Annotated in this window: 11 protein-coding genes and 2 pseudogenes; 11 read left to right on the forward strand and 2 right to left on the reverse strand. The window is 65.0% G+C overall.

The genetic code is table 11. The features are described 5' to 3' along the window. Window positions 1-5 precede the first annotated feature (5 nt). Entirely contained in the window at window positions 6-722 is a 717-nt protein-coding gene (locus tag MAFF_RS25960) for an IS6 family transposase (RefSeq protein WP_157866082.1), read from the reverse strand. A 206-nt stretch (window positions 723-928) separates the two neighbouring features. Next, on the reverse strand, window positions 929-1,369 hold the full coding sequence (locus MAFF_RS38300; protein WP_010913991.1) for a Tn3 family transposase: 441 nt from the start codon (window positions 1,367-1,369) through the stop codon (window positions 929-931). A 623-nt stretch (window positions 1,370-1,992) separates the two neighbouring features. Here MAFF_RS38300 and MAFF_RS25970 point away from each other — a divergent pair. The 11 genes and pseudogenes from MAFF_RS25970 to MAFF_RS26020 form a co-directional block, all read left to right on the forward strand. Further along, on the forward strand, window positions 1,993-3,195 hold the full coding sequence (locus MAFF_RS25970; RefSeq protein ID WP_010913992.1) for a cytochrome P450: 1,203 nt from the start codon (window positions 1,993-1,995) through the stop codon (window positions 3,193-3,195). Between the two features lie 94 nt (window positions 3,196-3,289). Next, window positions 3,290-4,579 carry a cytochrome P450 gene (locus tag MAFF_RS25975; protein WP_010913993.1) on the forward strand — a complete coding sequence of 430 codons (1,290 nt, stop codon included), beginning with the start codon at window positions 3,290-3,292 and terminating at the stop codon, window positions 4,577-4,579. Between the two features lies 1 nt (window position 4,580). After that, window positions 4,581-4,862, forward strand: a pseudogene (locus tag MAFF_RS41340) (ferredoxin); the annotation flags it as partial. Between the two features lie 18 nt (window positions 4,863-4,880). Continuing rightward, complete coding sequence (locus MAFF_RS25980; protein ID WP_027033417.1) at window positions 4,881-5,705, forward strand: SDR family oxidoreductase; 825 nt, start codon at window positions 4,881-4,883, stop codon at window positions 5,703-5,705. Continuing rightward, complete coding sequence (locus MAFF_RS25985; RefSeq protein WP_006329090.1) at window positions 5,705-7,048, forward strand: cytochrome P450; 1,344 nt, start codon at window positions 5,705-5,707, stop codon at window positions 7,046-7,048. The genes MAFF_RS25980 and MAFF_RS25985 overlap by 1 nt, the downstream gene beginning before the upstream one ends. 124 nt (window positions 7,049-7,172) lie before the next feature. Beyond that, entirely contained in the window at window positions 7,173-8,138 is a 966-nt protein-coding gene (locus tag MAFF_RS25990; RefSeq protein WP_010913995.1) for a polyprenyl synthetase family protein, read from the forward strand. 310 nt (window positions 8,139-8,448) lie between these two features. Then, window positions 8,449-9,999 carry a hypothetical protein gene (locus MAFF_RS26000; RefSeq protein ID WP_010913996.1) on the forward strand — a complete coding sequence of 517 codons (1,551 nt, stop codon included), beginning with the start codon at window positions 8,449-8,451 and terminating at the stop codon, window positions 9,997-9,999. After that, complete coding sequence (locus tag MAFF_RS26005) at window positions 9,996-10,898, forward strand: terpene synthase family protein (RefSeq protein ID WP_010913997.1); 903 nt, start codon at window positions 9,996-9,998, stop codon at window positions 10,896-10,898. The genes MAFF_RS26000 and MAFF_RS26005 overlap by 4 nt, the downstream gene beginning before the upstream one ends. Before the next feature lie 84 nt (window positions 10,899-10,982). Continuing rightward, window positions 10,983-12,038: a type 2 isopentenyl-diphosphate Delta-isomerase gene (gene fni / locus MAFF_RS26010; protein WP_010913998.1), complete on the forward strand. Its 1,056-nt coding sequence runs from the start codon at window positions 10,983-10,985 to the stop codon at window positions 12,036-12,038. Window positions 12,039-12,443: 405 nt separating this feature from the next. Then, window positions 12,444-14,096: an MFS transporter gene (locus MAFF_RS26015; RefSeq protein ID WP_044549218.1), complete on the forward strand. Its 1,653-nt coding sequence runs from the start codon at window positions 12,444-12,446 to the stop codon at window positions 14,094-14,096. Between the two features lie 356 nt (window positions 14,097-14,452). Further along, window positions 14,453-14,656: pseudogene (locus MAFF_RS26020) on the forward strand (cold-shock protein); the annotation flags it as partial. Window positions 14,657-15,715: the final 1,059 nt, after the last annotated feature.

Raw genomic sequence — 15,715 nt, forward strand, 5'->3', positions numbered from 1 at the left:
GGCTGTCACGCTGCGGCGAGACACGCGATTTTGTTCCAGATTTGCATGGCGGCGTTACGCAGGTCTCGATGTTGAGCCGATGACAGCGTATTGCGGGGAAAGTGGAACAGGTTGGCAATCGGATCATGGATGGAAACGAACCGCTGAAGCTGGCGTGCCGACTTGAAGCGTTTCATGGTCCTTTCGCGTCGTCGGGTCGGCTGGTGCGAATTTTCCGCTCGATTATTGAGGCCTTTGTGCGACCGGTGTTCGACACCGGGCATGAGGTCGCGCCTGGCGGCATCATAGGACCGGAGCTTGTCGGTGATCATGACTCGTGGTGTCCGCCCTTGAGCCTTCAGCAACTTGCGCATCAGACGCTTTGCCGCCTTGGCATTTCGGCGGCTTTGCACCAGCACTTCGAGGACCAAGCCGTCCTGATCGACGGCACGCCAGAGCCACTGCTTCTTGCCATTGATGGCCACCACACATTCGTCGAGATGCCATTTGTCGCCCAGGCAGCCGGCTGACCGTCGCTTGATCTCCCGGGCGAAATGCCGCCCGAATTTCTCCGCCCAGCTTCGAATGGTCTGATGCGTGACGATGATGCCGCGGGCCGCCAACATGTCCTCAACCATGCGCAGGCTGAGCGGAAAGCGAAAGTAGAGCCATACCGCGTGCGCAATGATCTCGGCGGGAAAGCGGTGGCAACGATAAAGCGGATCACGAGCAACTTCTGACATGGCCCATGTTCGCACATCTTCATCAGCCGTCGGTTAACTTTACGGTGCCGGCCGGACTATTCCGATGTCGTTCTGGCCGGCCCAGATTGACTGTGGCCATACTGCTGCTCGACCTCCTCCCAAGTGAGGACCTTGGAAAGAATGGGAAGCATTTGGCAATTCAGCGCGCAGGCCTGGCAGCGCCAGCTTCTGCCAGGCGATCGCCCTCAGGCGTGGCGGCAGGTTGAACCCGAGCAGGCGGCAAAAGGGACGCCGAGGGCGCTCTGGCCATGGCTGCCGACATATAAGCGCTGGATCTCCACGTTGGTGTAATGTCGCAGCAAGACCTTGGTCATCGCCGCGACCTCCGAAGACGAACAGCGCTTGAGCTGCGAGAAAATGCAGGTCGAGCCCTTTTCGACATGCCAGTAGATCATCACGCGCGACCGCCATAGCGGACATGCCATTCCGTCATCAGGTTGCCGTCCCAAGCGCCGAACTTCTTGGGCCGTGCCGGCTTCGCCCCAGATGGCGGTGTTGCGGATCGCCTGTGTTGCATTGGCAACGAGCCCGCAAGCCGCCTCGAGCGCGCCCGGAGCAAGCACGTGACCCCTGAGCCAACCAGGAGCCCTCCTATGGCTCAATACGGTCAGGTCGCCTGCCATCATTCCACGACAGGACAACTAATAAAGAAGGTGTCGCCGGTCTGGCGTCTGACCACCGTATACTATCCGACACTGTTTTGTCGCCTTTGTTGGGTCCGCGACACCGGGCTATTTCATCGAGCTCTTGTCTGCCTCAGGCTAATCCCCTGAAAAGCAATCACAATGTTTTTCTTCTGCTGGGTCGGCCAAATTGGCACGAGTTTTGAGACTCCTTCGTTGGGAGCCGGGAGCCGACGACCGATCTTCATTTCGTGGATGACACCGCGATCGATGGAACGAAGAAAGAAAAGCATAATGTCAAATCCGCATCAGATAGCATCCTATGGCAAGGGGGCCTTGGCGAAACCGCCCGTACCCAAACAGGCTGCCAACCTTGTCGACGCTTGCGCAGGAAATCTTGATGGCCGGCTGCGACTCAAGGGCCCACCACACTCGCCTTAATCCTGAACTCGAAGGCGCAGGATAAAGTTCTGCATCTCGCCGCGCGGTATGCCTAGACAGTTACACGTTGGCCGATCTTGACATCGAGTCGGGCTACCCCCCGGACGACGTCTACGTGCCGTCGTAATCATTCGCTGCCCGCAGCGCCTTCCGCCCTTCCATCGCTTAGAGAGTGAAGTGCCACCATGTCCGAACAACCCTTGCCGACGCTGCCGATGTGGCGCGTCGATCACATCGAGCCCTCGCCTGAGATGTTGGCGCTACGCGCCAACGGTCCGATCCACCACGTACGCTTCCCGTCCGGGCACGAAGGCTGGTGGGTGACAGGCTACGACGAGGCCAAGGCGGCGCTGTCCGACGCGGCGTTCCGGCCCGCGGGAATGCCGCCGGCGGCATTCACCCCGGATTCGGTGATTCTCGGTTCGCCGGGGTGGCTTGTCTCGCACGAGGGGGGCGAGCATGCCCGGTTACGCACGATCGTGGCGCCGGCCTTCAGCAACCGCAGGGTGAAGGTGCTCGCGCAGCAGGTCGAGGCGATCGCCGCGCAGTTGTTCGAGACGCTGGCGGCCCAGCCCCAGCCCGCCGACCTGAGGCGCCACCTCTCCTTTCCGCTGCCGGCCATGGTCATCAGCGCGCTGATGGGCGTGCTCTACGAGGATCACGCCTTTTTCGCCGGGCTGTCCGACGAAGTGATGACGCACCAGCATGAAAGCGGCCCGCGCAGCGCGTCGCGCCTGGCCTGGGAAGAACTGCGCGCCTACATTCGCGGCAAGATGTGGGACAAGCGCCAGGATCCGGGCGACAACCTGCTGACGGATCTGCTCGCGGCGGTCGAGCAGGGCAATGCGACCGAGGAAGAGGCGATCGGCCTGGCGGCGGGAATGCTGGTGGCGGGGCACGAGAGCACCGTCGCGCAGATCGAATTCGGCCTGCTGGCCATGTTCCGCCATCCGCAACAGCGCGAACGCCTAGTCGGCGATCCATCCCTGGTGGACAAGGCGGTGGAGGAAATCCTGCGCATGTACCCGCCGGGCGCGGGCTGGGACGGCATCATGCGCTATCCGAGGACCGACGTGACTATCGCGGGCGTGCATATTCCCGCGGAGAGCAAGGTGCTGGTCGGCCTGCCGGCGACGTCGTTCGATCCGCGCCATTTCGACGACCCGGAAATCTTCGACATCGGACGCGACGAAAATCCGCACCTGACGTTTTCGCACGGGCCGCACTACTGCATCGGCATGGCGCTGGCCAGGCTGGAACTCAAGGTGGTGGTCGGCTCGATCTTCCAGCGCTTTCCCGCGCTGCGCCTGGCCGTGGCGCCCGAAGAACTGAAGTTGCGCAAGGAGATCATCACTGGCGGGTTCGAGGAGTTCCCGGTGCTCTGGTGACGCGCGGACGCCGCCCGGAATCGCGATCTACTCCGCAATTTGCCGGCGCGCCCAGCGCGCGCCGGTCAGATCAGCCAGCCAACAGGTAACCAAGATGGACGTGCAAGAAACCACGGCAGCATGCCGGGACGCCTTCGCCGAACTTGCGTCGCCAGCGTGTATCCAAGACCCGTATACGTTCATGCGGTGGTTGCGCGAGCACGATCCGGTGCATCGTGCGGCGTCGGGCCTCTTTCTGTTGAGCCGCCACGCCGACATCTACTGGGCGCTCAAGGCCACGGGCGATGTGTTTCGGGGACCGGCGCCGGGCGAACTGGCGCGCTATTTCCCGCGTGCGGAGACCAGCCTGTCACTCAATCTCCTCGCGTCCACGCTAGCGATGAAGGAACCACCGACGCATACGCGTCTGCGCCGGCTGATCTCGCGCGATTTCACCATACGCCAGATCGACAACCTGCGGCCGAGCATCGCACGCATCGTCGCAGCGCGCCTGGACGGCATGGCGCCCGCGCTGGAGCGCGGGGAGGCGGTGGACCTGCATTGGGAATTCGCGCTGGCTGTGCCCATTCTGGTCTTCGCCGAACTGTTCGGCATGCCCCAGGATGACATGTTCGGGCTCGCCGCCGGCATCGGCGCCATTCTGGAAGGCCTGAGCCCACACGCCAGCGATCCCCAGCTCGCCGAGGCGGACGCGGCCAGCGCGAGGGTGCAGGCCTACTTCGGCGACCTCATACAGCGCAAGCGCACCGATCCCCGCAACGACATCGTGTCGATGGTGGTCGGCGCACACGACGACGATGCCGACACGCTGTCGGATGCGGAGTTGATCAGCATGCTGTGGGGCATGCTGCTGGGCGGCTTCGCCACCACTGCTGCGACCATCGACCATGCGGTCCTAGCGATGCTGGCGTATCCCGAACAGCGGCACTGGCTGCAGGGAGACGCCGTGGGGGTGAAGGCATTCGTCGAAGAAGTCCTGCGCTGCGACGCGCCTGCCATGTTCAGCTCCATCCCGCGTATCGCCCAGCGCGACATCGAACTGGGCGGCGTGGTGATCCCGAAGAACGCGGACGTGCGCGTGCTGATCGCGGCCGGCAATCGCGACCCGGACGCCTTCTCCGATCCCGACCGCTTCGATCCCGCGCGGTTCTACGGCACCACTCCTGGCATGTCGACCGACGGGAAGATCATGCTGAGCTTTGGCCACGGCATCCACTTCTGCCTCGGTGCGCAACTGGCCCGGGTGCAGTTGGCCGAGAGCCTGCCGCGGATCGAGGCGCGCTTCCCCACGCTGGCATTGGCCGAGCAGCCGACCCGGGAGCCATCCGCGTTCCTCAGGACGTTCCGCGCGCTGCCGGTGCGACTGCATGCTCAGGGGGGCTGAGATGCGCGTCGTGATCGATCAGGATCTATGCGGAACCACCGGGCAGTGTGTGCTGACGCTGCCGGGCACCTTTCGCCAGCGCGAACCGGACGGCGTGGCGGAAGTGTGCGTGGCGACGGTCCCGCAGGCGCTGCACGCCGCCGCGCGGCTCGCGGCCAGCCAGTGTCCGGTCGCCGCCATTCGGGTCATCGAAAGCGACGCTGGCGAGCGCGCCAGCGCCGACCCTGCGCCTTCTCCGGCGCAGGCTGAGCGGCATGCCGCGAAAGACCAACGCAACCCAGGAGGACGGTTTGAAGGCAAGGTGGCCGTGGTGACCGGCGCCGGCGCCGGCATCGGCAAGGCATGCGCCCTCGCCATCGCGCGCGAGGGCGGCAGAGTGGTGGTGGCCGACATTGATGGCTCGGCGGCCGTCGCCTGCACCGCGCAGATCGCGGCCGAAGCGGGCCACGCGCTGGCCCTGGCCATGGACATCGCCGATGCGCAGGCGGTGGCAGCGCTGTTCGAGACGGCGGAGCGGCACTTCGGTGGGGTCGACCTGCTGGTGAACAACGCGAGCGCCATGCATCTGACACCGCGCGACCGCACGATCCTCGACCTGGACCTGGCGGTCTGGGATCAGACCATGGCGACCAATCTGCGCGGCACGCTGCTCTGCTGCCGGCAGGCCATCCCACGAATGATCGCCCGCGGCGGTGGCGCGATCGTCAACATGTCGTCGTGCCAGGGGCTCAGCGGTGACACCGCGCAGACGTCCTACGCCGCGTCGAAGGCGGCGATGAACATGCTGTCGGCCTCGCTCGCCACCCAGTACGGTCATGCGCAGATCCGCTGCAACGCGGTTGCGCCGGGTCTCATCATGACCGAGCGTCTCCTCGCCAAGCTGGACGAGTGCATGCAACGGCATCTGAGCCGGCACCAACTCCTGCAGCGCGTCGGCCGCCCCGAGGACGTGGCCGCGCTGGTGGCGTTCCTGCTCTCCGACGATGCTGCGTTCATCACCGGCCAGGTCCTGTGCATCGACGGCGGCATGCTGGCGCATGTGCCGACGTACGCCGACGGTGGCAACAGCCGCGCCGCGCGGCCTGCCGGCGACACCGCCAAAGCGGCCGCGGGGCCGCGCTGCTGATGGACATGCTGCTCAACCCGCTGGACCGTCGGCACCGGCTGCGGGACGACATCCCGGTCGTGCCCGGCGCTTTCCCCCTGGTCGGACATCTTCCCGCCATCGTATGCGACCTGCCGCGCCTGCTGCGGCGCGCGGAACGGACGTTGGGCAGCCACTTCTGGCTGGATTTCGGCCCTGCCGGACACCTGATGACCTGCGTGGATCCGGATGCGTTTGCACTGCTCCGGCACAAGGACGTGTCCTCGGCGCTGATCGAAGAGATCGCGCCCGAATTGCTTGGCGGAACGTTGGTCGCCCAGGACGGCGGCGCGCACCGGCAGGCGCGCGACGCGATCAAGGCGGCGTTCCTGCCCAAGGGGCTGACCCAAGCCGGCATCGGCAACCTGTTCGCGCCCGTCATCCAGGCGCGGGTGCAGGCGTGGCGCGACCGCGGCGACGTAACCATCCTGCGCGAAACCGGCGACCTGATGCTCAAGCTCATCTTCAGCCTCATGGGAATCCCAGCGCAGGACCTGCCGGGATGGCATCGCAAATACCGGCAACTGCTGCAGTTGATCGTCGCGCCCCCGGTCGACCTGCCTGGACTGCCCTTGCGGCGCGGCCGCGCCGCCCGCGACTGGATCGACGCGCAGTTGCGCCAGTTCGTCCGCGACGCGCGCGCACATGCCGCGCGCACTGGGTTGATCAATGACATGGTGAGCTCCTTCGATCGCGGCGACGATGCGCTCTCCGACGACGTCCTGGTCGCCAATATCCGCCTGCTGCTGCTTGCCGGTCACGACACCACCGCCTCGACGATGGCCTGGATGGTGATCGAGCTGGCGCGGCAGCCTGGGCTATGGGACGCCCTGGTCGAGGAGGCGCAACGCGTGGGCGCGGTGCCGACCCGGCACGCGGACCTGGCGCAGTGTCCGGTCGCCGAGGCGCTGTTCCGCGAGACGCTGCGCGTGCATCCGGCGACCACGCTCCTGCCGCGTCGCGCGCTGCAGGAATTGCAACTCGGCCAACGGCGCATTCCTGCGGGCACCCCTCTGTGCATCCCGCTGCTGCATTTCTCGACCTCTGCGCTGCTGCACGAGGCGCCTGATCAGTTCCGCCTGGCACGGTGGCTGCAACGCACGGAGCCGATCCGGCCGGTGGACATGCTGCAGTTCGGTACCGGCCCACACGTCTGCATCGGTTACCACCTGGTATGGCTGGAAATGGTGCAGTTCTGCATCGCCTTGGCACTGACCATGCACAAGGCCGGGGTGCGGCCGCGGTTGCTGAGCGCCGTCGAAAAAGGTCGGCGCTATTTCCCGACCGCACATCCGTCCATGAAAATCCGCATCGGATTCTCATGAGCTGGCATCGCATGCCCCGTGTGGCGAGGCAGCTACTCGGCGCGCGCGCTCGGTGCGACCCCGCCAACACCGCGGCGGCTCGGACGCTCGCCGTGGCCGTGCCAGATACAAGGACATGAACGACATGCAGACCGATTCCACGCTACACGACGACGCGCAGGCGCGCGGCGCATCCGGCAGGCTGCCGTCGGAGATCTGGATGCAGGACGGCGTAAGGCGGGTCGAACAGGCGCTGGCGCGTCTTCTCTGCGCCGAAGACGACGGTGAGACCGAGCTGATGGCGGCGATGCGCTACGCCACCTTGCATGGCGGAAAGCGCACCCGCGCCTTGCTCTGTCTGGCTACCGGCGCACTGGCCGACACGCCGGCGCCCATGCTCGACGATGTCGGCGCCGCCATCGAGATGATGCACGCCTGTACCCTGGTCCACGACGACCTGCCCGCAATGGACGATGACGTGCTTCGCCGCGGCCTTCCGACCGTGCACGTCAAGTTCGGCGAAGCCACTGCGATCCTGGTCGGCGATGCGCTGCAGGCGCACGCCTTCCTGACCCTGGCGAGCCTGGATGCGCCGAGCGACAACCGTATCGCGCTCGTGCGCGAACTGGCGCAGGCGGTGTCCGCCGAGGGTGCCGCAGGCGGGCAGGCCATGGATCTGTCGCTGGTAGGAAAGCACGTCGAGCTGGACAGGATCGTGGCGATGCACCGGATGAAGAGCGGAGCACTAGTGCGCGCGTCCGTTCGCATGGGCGCGCTATGCGCCATCGCGGAGGATGCCGCCCACGCTGCGCTGTACTGTGCGCTCGATCGCTACTCCGCCTGTTTCGGCCTGGCGTTGCAGGTGGTCGACGACATTCTCGACGCGACAGCGGATACCGCGACGTTGGGCAAGACCCCCGGCAAGGACGCGGCGGCGCAGAAGCCGACCTGTGCGTCGATCATGGGGCTGCAGGCAGCGCGCCAGTTGGCGCTGGATCTGTTGCGCGACGCCGGGGAGGCCATCCCCCCGCTGGGAACGCGTGCGGAACGGTTGGCGCAGATGCTGCAACGGGCCAACGCGTATCTGTTCAAGCACGCGCCATGCGCATGAGCGCGCCCGTCCGCATGGAGTCGCCCCTGTGCCGCTGCGATCGATCGGCCGGCGTGAGCGGTGCATGCTGCACTGTGTCCAAGTCGGCGGCGGCGATCGCAGCGGTTGCCCAGCACAGCCGCGGCTCACGCGGCGCGCTGCGCGCAAGCCTATGCGGCGGACCGGCCCCAGCATGGGGCGCGTCGCCGCGCCGGAGCAGGGCGGCCGTCCGGCGCTGCCCGTGCGCCGGGCCGCGACGGGCCTGCGGCGACGTGCGCGGCGTCTGCCCGATCCAGGTTCCCGTCAACTGTCTGCAGAAGGAACATACCGCGTGAACGCGCTGTCCGAACAGATCCTTTCCGAATTGCGCCACCTGCTGATCGAGATGAGCGACGGCGGCAGCGTCGGTCCGTCCGTCTACGACACGGCGCGAGCTCTGCAGTTCCACGGCAACGTCACCGATCGGCAGGACGCATACGCGTGGCTCATCGCGCAACAACAGGCCGATGGCGGATGGGGAAGCGCGGACTTCCCGCTGTTCCGCCATGCGCCCACCTGGGCGACGTTGCTGACATTGCAGCGTGCCGATCCTCTTCCCGGCGCGGCCGACGCAGTCCAGGCTGCAACCCGGTTCCTCGAGCGCCAGCCCGATCCCTACGCGCATTCGGTGCCGGAGGACGCGCCGATCGGCGCGGAGCTGATCCTGCCGCAGTTGTGCGGCGAGGCCGCATCCTTGCTGGGCGGCGTGGGGTTTCCGCGCCACCCGGCGCTGTTGCCGTTGCGGCAGGCGTGCCTTGTCAAGTTGGGGGCGGTGGCGACGTTGCCGAGCGGCCATCCGTTGCTGCACTCCTGGGAAGCCTGGGGAACGTCGCCGACCACCGCATGCCCCGACGACGACGGCAGCATTGGCATCAGTCCGGCGGCCACCGCCGCGTGGCGTGCGCACGCCGTAACACATGGGAGCACGCCGCAGGTCGGGCGCACCGACGCGTATCTGCAGGCGGCATCGCGGGCGACGCGCAGCGGCATCGAAGGTGTCGTTCCCAACGTCTGGCCGATCAATGTGTTCGAGCCATGCTGGTCGCTGTACACCCTGCATCTGGCCGGGCTGTTCGCGCATCCCGCGTTCGCCGATGCCGTGCGCGTGATCGTCGCGCAGCTCGACGCCCGCATGGGCGTGCGCGGTCTGGGCCCGGCCTTGCACTTCGCAGCCGATGCCGACGACACCTCCGTTGCGTTGTGCGTCCTGCGCCTTGCAGGTCGCGACCCGCCGGTCGATGCGCTGCGCGATTTCGAAATCGGCGAGCTATTCGTCACCTTCCCCGGCGAGCGCAATGCCTCGGTGTCGACCAACATCCATGCCCTGCATGCGTTGCGACTGTTGGGAAAGCCCGCCGCCGGCACCAGCTACTACGTCGAGGCCAATCGCAACCCGCACGGTCTATGGGACAACGAAAAATGGCACGTTTCGTGGCTGTATCCCACCGCGCATGCGGTCGCTGCGCTGGCGCAAGGCAAGCCCCAGTGGCGCGACGAGCGCGCGCTGGCGGCGCTGCTGCAGGCGCAGCGCGATGACGGCGGCTGGGGCGCCGGTCGCGCGTCCTCATTTGAGGAAACCGCCTATGCGCTGTTCGCGTTGCACGTCATGGACGGGAGCGAAGAGCCGACAGGGCGCCGGCGCATCGCGCAGGCGGTGGCGCGTGCGCTGGAGTGGATGCTCGCTCGCCATGTGGCGCATGCATTGCCGCAGACGGCGCTGTGGATCGGCAAGGAACTGTATTGCCCCACCCGGGTCGTGCGGGTGGCCGAACTCGCCGGGTTGTGGCTGGCGCTTCGTTGGGGGCGGCGCGTCCTGGCCGAGGGAGCAGGAGCGGCGCCATGATCCAGACCGAACGCGCGCTGCAGCAGGTGCTGGAGTGGGGGCGTTCCCTGACAGGGTTCGCCGACGAGCATGCCGTGGAAGCGGTCAGGGGCGGCCAGTACATCCTGCAGCGCATCCACCCGAGCCTGCGCGACACCTGCGCCCGCACTGGCCGCGATCCGCAGGCCGAAACGCTGATCGTGGCGTTCTATCGCGAACTGGCGCTGCTGTTCTGGCTCGACGATTGCAACGACCTTGGCCTGATCGCGCCGGAGGAGCTCGCCGCGGTGGAGCAGGCGCTGGGGCAGGGCGTGCCGTGCGCGCTCCCCGGATTCGAGGGCTGCGCTGCTCTGCGCGCTTCGCTGGCCGCGCTTGCCTACGATCGTCGCGACTATGCTCGGCTGCTCGACGACACTCGGTGCTACTGCGCGGCGCTGCGCGCCGGACACGCGCAGGCGGTAGGGGCGGAACGCTGGTCCTACGCCGAGTACCTGCACAACGGCATCGATTCGATCGCCTACACGAACGTGTTCTGTTGCCTGTCGTTGCTGTGGGGGCTGGACATGGCGACCTTGCGCGCGCGTCCGGCGTTTCGCCAGGTCCTGCGGCTCATCTCCGCGATAGGGCGCCTGCAGAACGATCTGCATGGACGCGACAAGGACAGGTCGGCGGGCGAGGCCGACAACGCGGCGATCCTGCTGCGGCAGCGCTATCCGGCTATGCCTGTGGTGGAGTTCCTCAACGACGAGTTGGCCGGCCATACGCGCATGCTGCACCGGGTGATGGCGGAAGAACGCTTTCCCGCGCCGTGGGGAGCGTTGATCGAGGCCATGGCGGCCATCCGCGCGCAGTACTACCAGACCTCGACCAGCCGCTACCCCAGCGACGCTGCGGGGGGAGGCCAGCGTGCGCCCGCCTGAACGGCGGGATGCGGCTGCGTGCGCGCGCTGCCGTCGGTCCGATCCGATGCAACGCCGTCCCCCGATGCGACGGATGGAGCGAGCATGAGCGATAGCGACAACATCCCGAGCCGGCGCAAGGACGACCATCTGGACATCGTGCTGGATCGGCGAACGGCGCCGGCCACGGTCGCCGCCGGCTGGGAGTACATCCGTTTCGAACACTGCGCATTGCCCGAGTTGGACCTGACGCAGATCGACCTGCGCGCCTCGCTGCTGGGCAAGACCATGCGCGCGCCGCTGCTGATCAGCTCCATGACCGGCGGCGTGCTACGCGCCGAGGCCATCAACCGGCATCTGAGCGAGGCAGCACAAGCCTTGGGGATCGCCATGTGCGTCGGTTCGCAGCGCGTGAGCCTGCAATCCCGCAACTCCCAGGGGCTGACGCGCGCGCTGCGCCGCATGGCCCCAGACATTCCCTTGCTGGCTAATATCGGCGCCGCGCAACTGCGCGAGGCCGACGGCCTGGACCTGGCGTGCCGGGCGGTGGATGCGCTGGAGGCCGATGGACTCATCGTCCATCTCAATGCGCTGCAGGAAGCGGTACAGCCGGAGGGCGACCGCGACTGGCGCGGCGTCCTGGCGCAGATCGCTCGCGCCGCGCGCAGCGTGGACGTGCCGATTGTGGCCAAGGAAGTGGGGTCGGGCCTGTCCGCCTCGGTGGCCTGCGCGCTCGTCAAGGCGGGCGTGGCGGTCATCGATGTCGCCGGCGCCGGCGGCACCAGTTGGGCCGCGGTGGAGGGCGAGCGCGCCCGCGATGCCGCCGACCGTGCAGTGGCGATGGCGTTCGCCGACTGGGGGATTCCGACCCCGGCCAGCGTGCAGGCGGTACGTCGGGCGCTGCCAACTGTGAAGCTGATCGCGTCGGGCGGGATCCGCGACGGCGTCGACGTGGCCAAGGCCATCCGCCTGGGCGCGGACATCGCCGGGCAGGCGGCCGGCGTGCTGCGCGCGGCGACGGTGTCCACCGAGGCGGTTGTCGCGCATTTCGAGATCGTCATCCGCCAGTTGGCCGTTGCCTGCTTCTGCACCGGCTCGGCTGATCTGGCGGCGTTGCGTCAGGCGCGGTTGTTGCCCTCGGCGCATCTGCCCGCCGGTTGATGCCGGCGTCGCCCGCACGTGGCGGCGGGCGCCTAGCAGGCTGCTGAATACCTACGCCAAAGATGACTACTGATCCACCTTGGCGAGGCGGTTCAATGCGCGGGAGCTCGTGATCACCAGAAGGGAAGTCGATGCCCAGGACGTGGCTTGGTTGGAGACGCTAAGGAACGTCAAACTGACGATTCTTGTAACGTGGTCGGGGATCGAGAGCGACAGGATCGAACCGGTCTCGTCCCGCATAGCGGAACGATAGCTCCACCGGAAGCATTCGGTTCTGCCACAGCATCGGCCAGGCAAAAATAACTTGCGTTGCGCAGATAAAATGCCCTGATCCTGCCATTCCTCCATGGGCACGTGGGCGGGGAGAAATCTCATACAACTGGCAGCGAAGGGAGGCTCGGCCCAATGAGCGGGGTGGCGCGTGAAGAAGTTAATCCGGTGTCATCGGCAACGTTCCCGCCGCTCGAGAATTCAACTTTCCGTCCGATCTGGATTGCCACACAGGTATCCAGTCTAGGGTGGCTGATTCAAATGGTTGCCATCAGTTGGCTGATGGCGACCATTTCGACATCGGATGTGATGGTCGCCTTGGTGCAGGCTTCGACAACCTTGCCCACATTCCTCCTGTCAATTATCGCCGGCGCCCTAGCGGACAATTACAGCCGCCGCAATCTCATGTTCGCTGGCTGGTGCGTGATAGCATCGTCCTCGACGATGCTGACTGTTCTTGCAGGTCTCGGAATTTTCAATCCATGGATGGTTCTTGCATTCAGCTGTTTGGCCGGAGTAGGCGCCGCTTTCACCGACCCCGCCTGGCACGCGTCGGTTGGCGATATCCTGCGAAAGCGCGATGTTCCGGCCGCCGTCACGCTTATTTCGGTCGGATATAACGCCGTCCGAAGCATCGGTCCCGCTCTCGGTGGAGTCGTCGTTGCTTCCTTTGGCCCTTTGACGGCTTTCGCAGTGGCGACGCTTACATATCTGATGCTGCTGTGGACCATAGGGCGCTGCAAATGGCAAGTTCGCCCGTCACCGCTGCCGAGTGAACCATTGACCACGGCGATCCATGACGGAGCGCGCTTCACTGCCCTGTCATCCGAAATCAAGGCAGCAATTGCCCGCGGTGCCCTCTTTGGGCTGACGAGCATCTCTATACTAGCGCTCTTGCCTCTCGTCGCCCGCGATCAGCTGGGGGGAGGGCCAGTCGTTTACGGCATCCTGATGGCCGGCTTCGGGACCGGCGCCTTGTTCGCCGGCATCTGCAACAACATTCTGAGACGGAGGCTGTCCCAGGAACGTTTGACGACACTGTCGTGCATCGCCTGTGCGGCTTGTTGTCTATCGCTTGCTTTCACCCCCTCGGTGGCGGTGGCGGCTATCGCGCTGGCGCTCGGCGGCGCGGGCTGGGTCGTGACCTGGACCGGGCTGGACGTAAGCGTCCAGTTGGCGAGTCCAAGGTGGGTCGTTGGTCGCACGCTCTCGATCTATTACGCCCTTTCATCCGGCGGCATCGCGGCTGGCAGCTGGCTGTGGGGTACGGTGGTCGAGAGCTATTCGCTGAGCTCGGCTCTGGAGCTTTCAGGTGGCGCGCTGCTGCTGGTCGCTGGCACCGGCTTCCTGCTGCCCATCCGTCAATGGAAAGATTCCGATCAGGCTCCTCTTGGCTTCGAAACGCCTCAGGTTGCCCTGGATTTGAAGCCCCGAAGCGGGCCGATCGTCGCCAAGATCGAATATTCAATACCCGAAGCAAATGTCGAAGCGTTCCTGGAGCAGATGCGGGAACGGCGGCGAGTACAAAGCGGCGTTGGTGCGCGACACTGGAATCTCCAGCGCGACCTCCAGCAGCCTTCGCGTTGGACAGAAACCTTCCGCACCCCGACCTGGATGGACTACCTTCGCCTGAACCACCGCCTTACGGCAGCCGACAAGGAGTTGGACCAGCGTCTCCTCGCATTGCACCTGGGAGAGCTTCCTCCTCGAACCACGCTTGCGATCGAGCGGCCGACTGGAGCTGGCCGCAAGCGGGACCAATCGATGCGGTTCTTTTTCCGGCGTTGACATCCGTCCAGGCGTCCGCGCTGGTGAGACAGGATGGGTTGGAAACGAGCCACCGCTCTCACCATCCGTTTTGCAGATCGGCTTCGATCCATTCGAGTGGTTGCCGAGCCGGCATACTGGGCGGCTCAGACGTATCCTTGTCGGAGAGATTCCTCGGCACTCGAGCGTCTTGCAGCGCGTTGCGCTCAAGGTCACCGGCACCTGTTCGGTGCGTTCCCAAACAGAGCAATGGCTTTTCGCGCCGCAACCCCGAGGTGGGTAATTCTGGTTTTTGCTGGGTTTAACTCTACGAAATATGAACAGGATCGGCTTCACGGCCCGTCTGGTTCGCACTGGCCACAGAGGAATACACAGATATGGCGACCGGAACAGTGAAGTGGTTCAACAGCACCAAAGGTTTTGGCTTAATCCAGCCCGATGACGGCGGTCAGGACGTTTTCGCCCATACTCCAGCTGTAGAACGGGCTGGACTTTCAAACCTCGTTGATGGGCAGAAGATCAAGTACGAGATCGAGCAGGACCGCCGTAGCGGCAAGTCCTCCGCAGGTAGTCTCAGCAAGGGTAGGCTGATTTTCTCGTCGGACCCGCAGAGCGCGAAGGATAAGTCAAGCCGAAGGTACCATCGTCATTCGCGGGGCGTATCGCGACGGACTCTCTTTTACGAGACGATCCTGATGCGTCACGCAAACGGTGAATCACGAACGCTCTCGCCGCAAACCCCTTCCGCCCGGAAATCTGCCCCGGTTACGGCTCTCGGCGTATCCCAGAGTTGGGAGAAGCTTCTGCCAGACTACAACTGTAACCTCATATCGGTTTAGCAGGTCAAGCGTCGGTGGTACCCTGATTGGGTAACTTAACGACTTTGGAGGCCGAGCAATGGATCGCGATAACAAACGGGCACGCGCAGCTGCAAGTTCATCCCAAGACGTGGGGAATCGCAGTACCCTCCGTGACCTTCCATACGGACCATTGACCGATGTTGCAGAACGGCTGGTAAGCGCTAAACCCGCGCGATACAGCGCGAAATCTTGGGACCTTCAAAGAACTCGGGAGGCGAGAGCGCATAGCCGTTCGGGGCACTCGAACCGAGCCAGAAACTGACCTCGCGAAGTTTGAAACGCGGACCAATCAGCTTGGACGATCAGCCGTCGATCTGGGAGATAAATTGACTGCCGGGTTGGGACACACCTCGGATGAAGTAGCATTGGAGCAATTCAGAGCAGTCAGTAACGTGTCTCATTACCTTCGGCCAGAGACACAAGATAGTATTGTTAATCGCATTGGCAACATGGATCCACCTTCGCAAGCTATCGGAGCGCTTTACGCTGCGCAAAACTTCAGCAAGTTTAACGCTGAAAATAAAGCTCGCATTTTTGATCAGGCCGCTGAATTGGCTACCGATCCGGATGGCCACGTCAGGTCGACAGCATCCAATGCTATGTACGCGATGTATCACCAGTTAGATCCAAATCAACAGGGCCAAGCTCACTCAATTCCCGGCATGCAAGACATCTTGCCGCAGATGCCTCCTCCGCGGCATGCAGCAGAGGAACGCAGTGCGGATCTGGACGCCCACATAGCAGGTATTGGGGCTGCAGTCCGTGATACAGTTGGCCCGC

It is taken from the genome of Mesorhizobium japonicum MAFF 303099 (assembly GCF_000009625.1).
GTDB classification, from domain to species: domain Bacteria; phylum Pseudomonadota; class Alphaproteobacteria; order Rhizobiales; family Rhizobiaceae; genus Mesorhizobium; species Mesorhizobium japonicum.

Bases quoted from the DNA above. Each gene is read 5' to 3' on its own strand.
- MAFF_RS25960 (WP_157866082.1), bottom strand. From the start codon at position 722: ATGTCAGAAGTTGCTCGTGATCCGCTTTATCGTTGCCACCGCTTTCCC.
- MAFF_RS38300 (WP_010913991.1), bottom strand. From the start codon at position 1,369: ATGATGGCAGGCGACCTGACCGTATTGAGCCATAGGAGGGCTCCTGGT.
- MAFF_RS25970 (WP_010913992.1), top strand. From the start codon at position 1,993: ATGTCCGAACAACCCTTGCCGACGCTGCCGATGTGGCGCGTCGATCAC.
- MAFF_RS25975 (WP_010913993.1), top strand. From the start codon at position 3,290: ATGGACGTGCAAGAAACCACGGCAGCATGCCGGGACGCCTTCGCCGAA.
- MAFF_RS25985 (WP_006329090.1), top strand. From the start codon at position 5,705: ATGGACATGCTGCTCAACCCGCTGGACCGTCGGCACCGGCTGCGGGAC.
- MAFF_RS25990 (WP_010913995.1), top strand. From the start codon at position 7,173: ATGCAGACCGATTCCACGCTACACGACGACGCGCAGGCGCGCGGCGCA.
- MAFF_RS26005 (WP_010913997.1), top strand. From the start codon at position 9,996: ATGATCCAGACCGAACGCGCGCTGCAGCAGGTGCTGGAGTGGGGGCGT.
- fni (WP_010913998.1), top strand. From the start codon at position 10,983: ATGAGCGATAGCGACAACATCCCGAGCCGGCGCAAGGACGACCATCTG.
- MAFF_RS26015 (WP_044549218.1), top strand. From the start codon at position 12,444: ATGAGCGGGGTGGCGCGTGAAGAAGTTAATCCGGTGTCATCGGCAACG.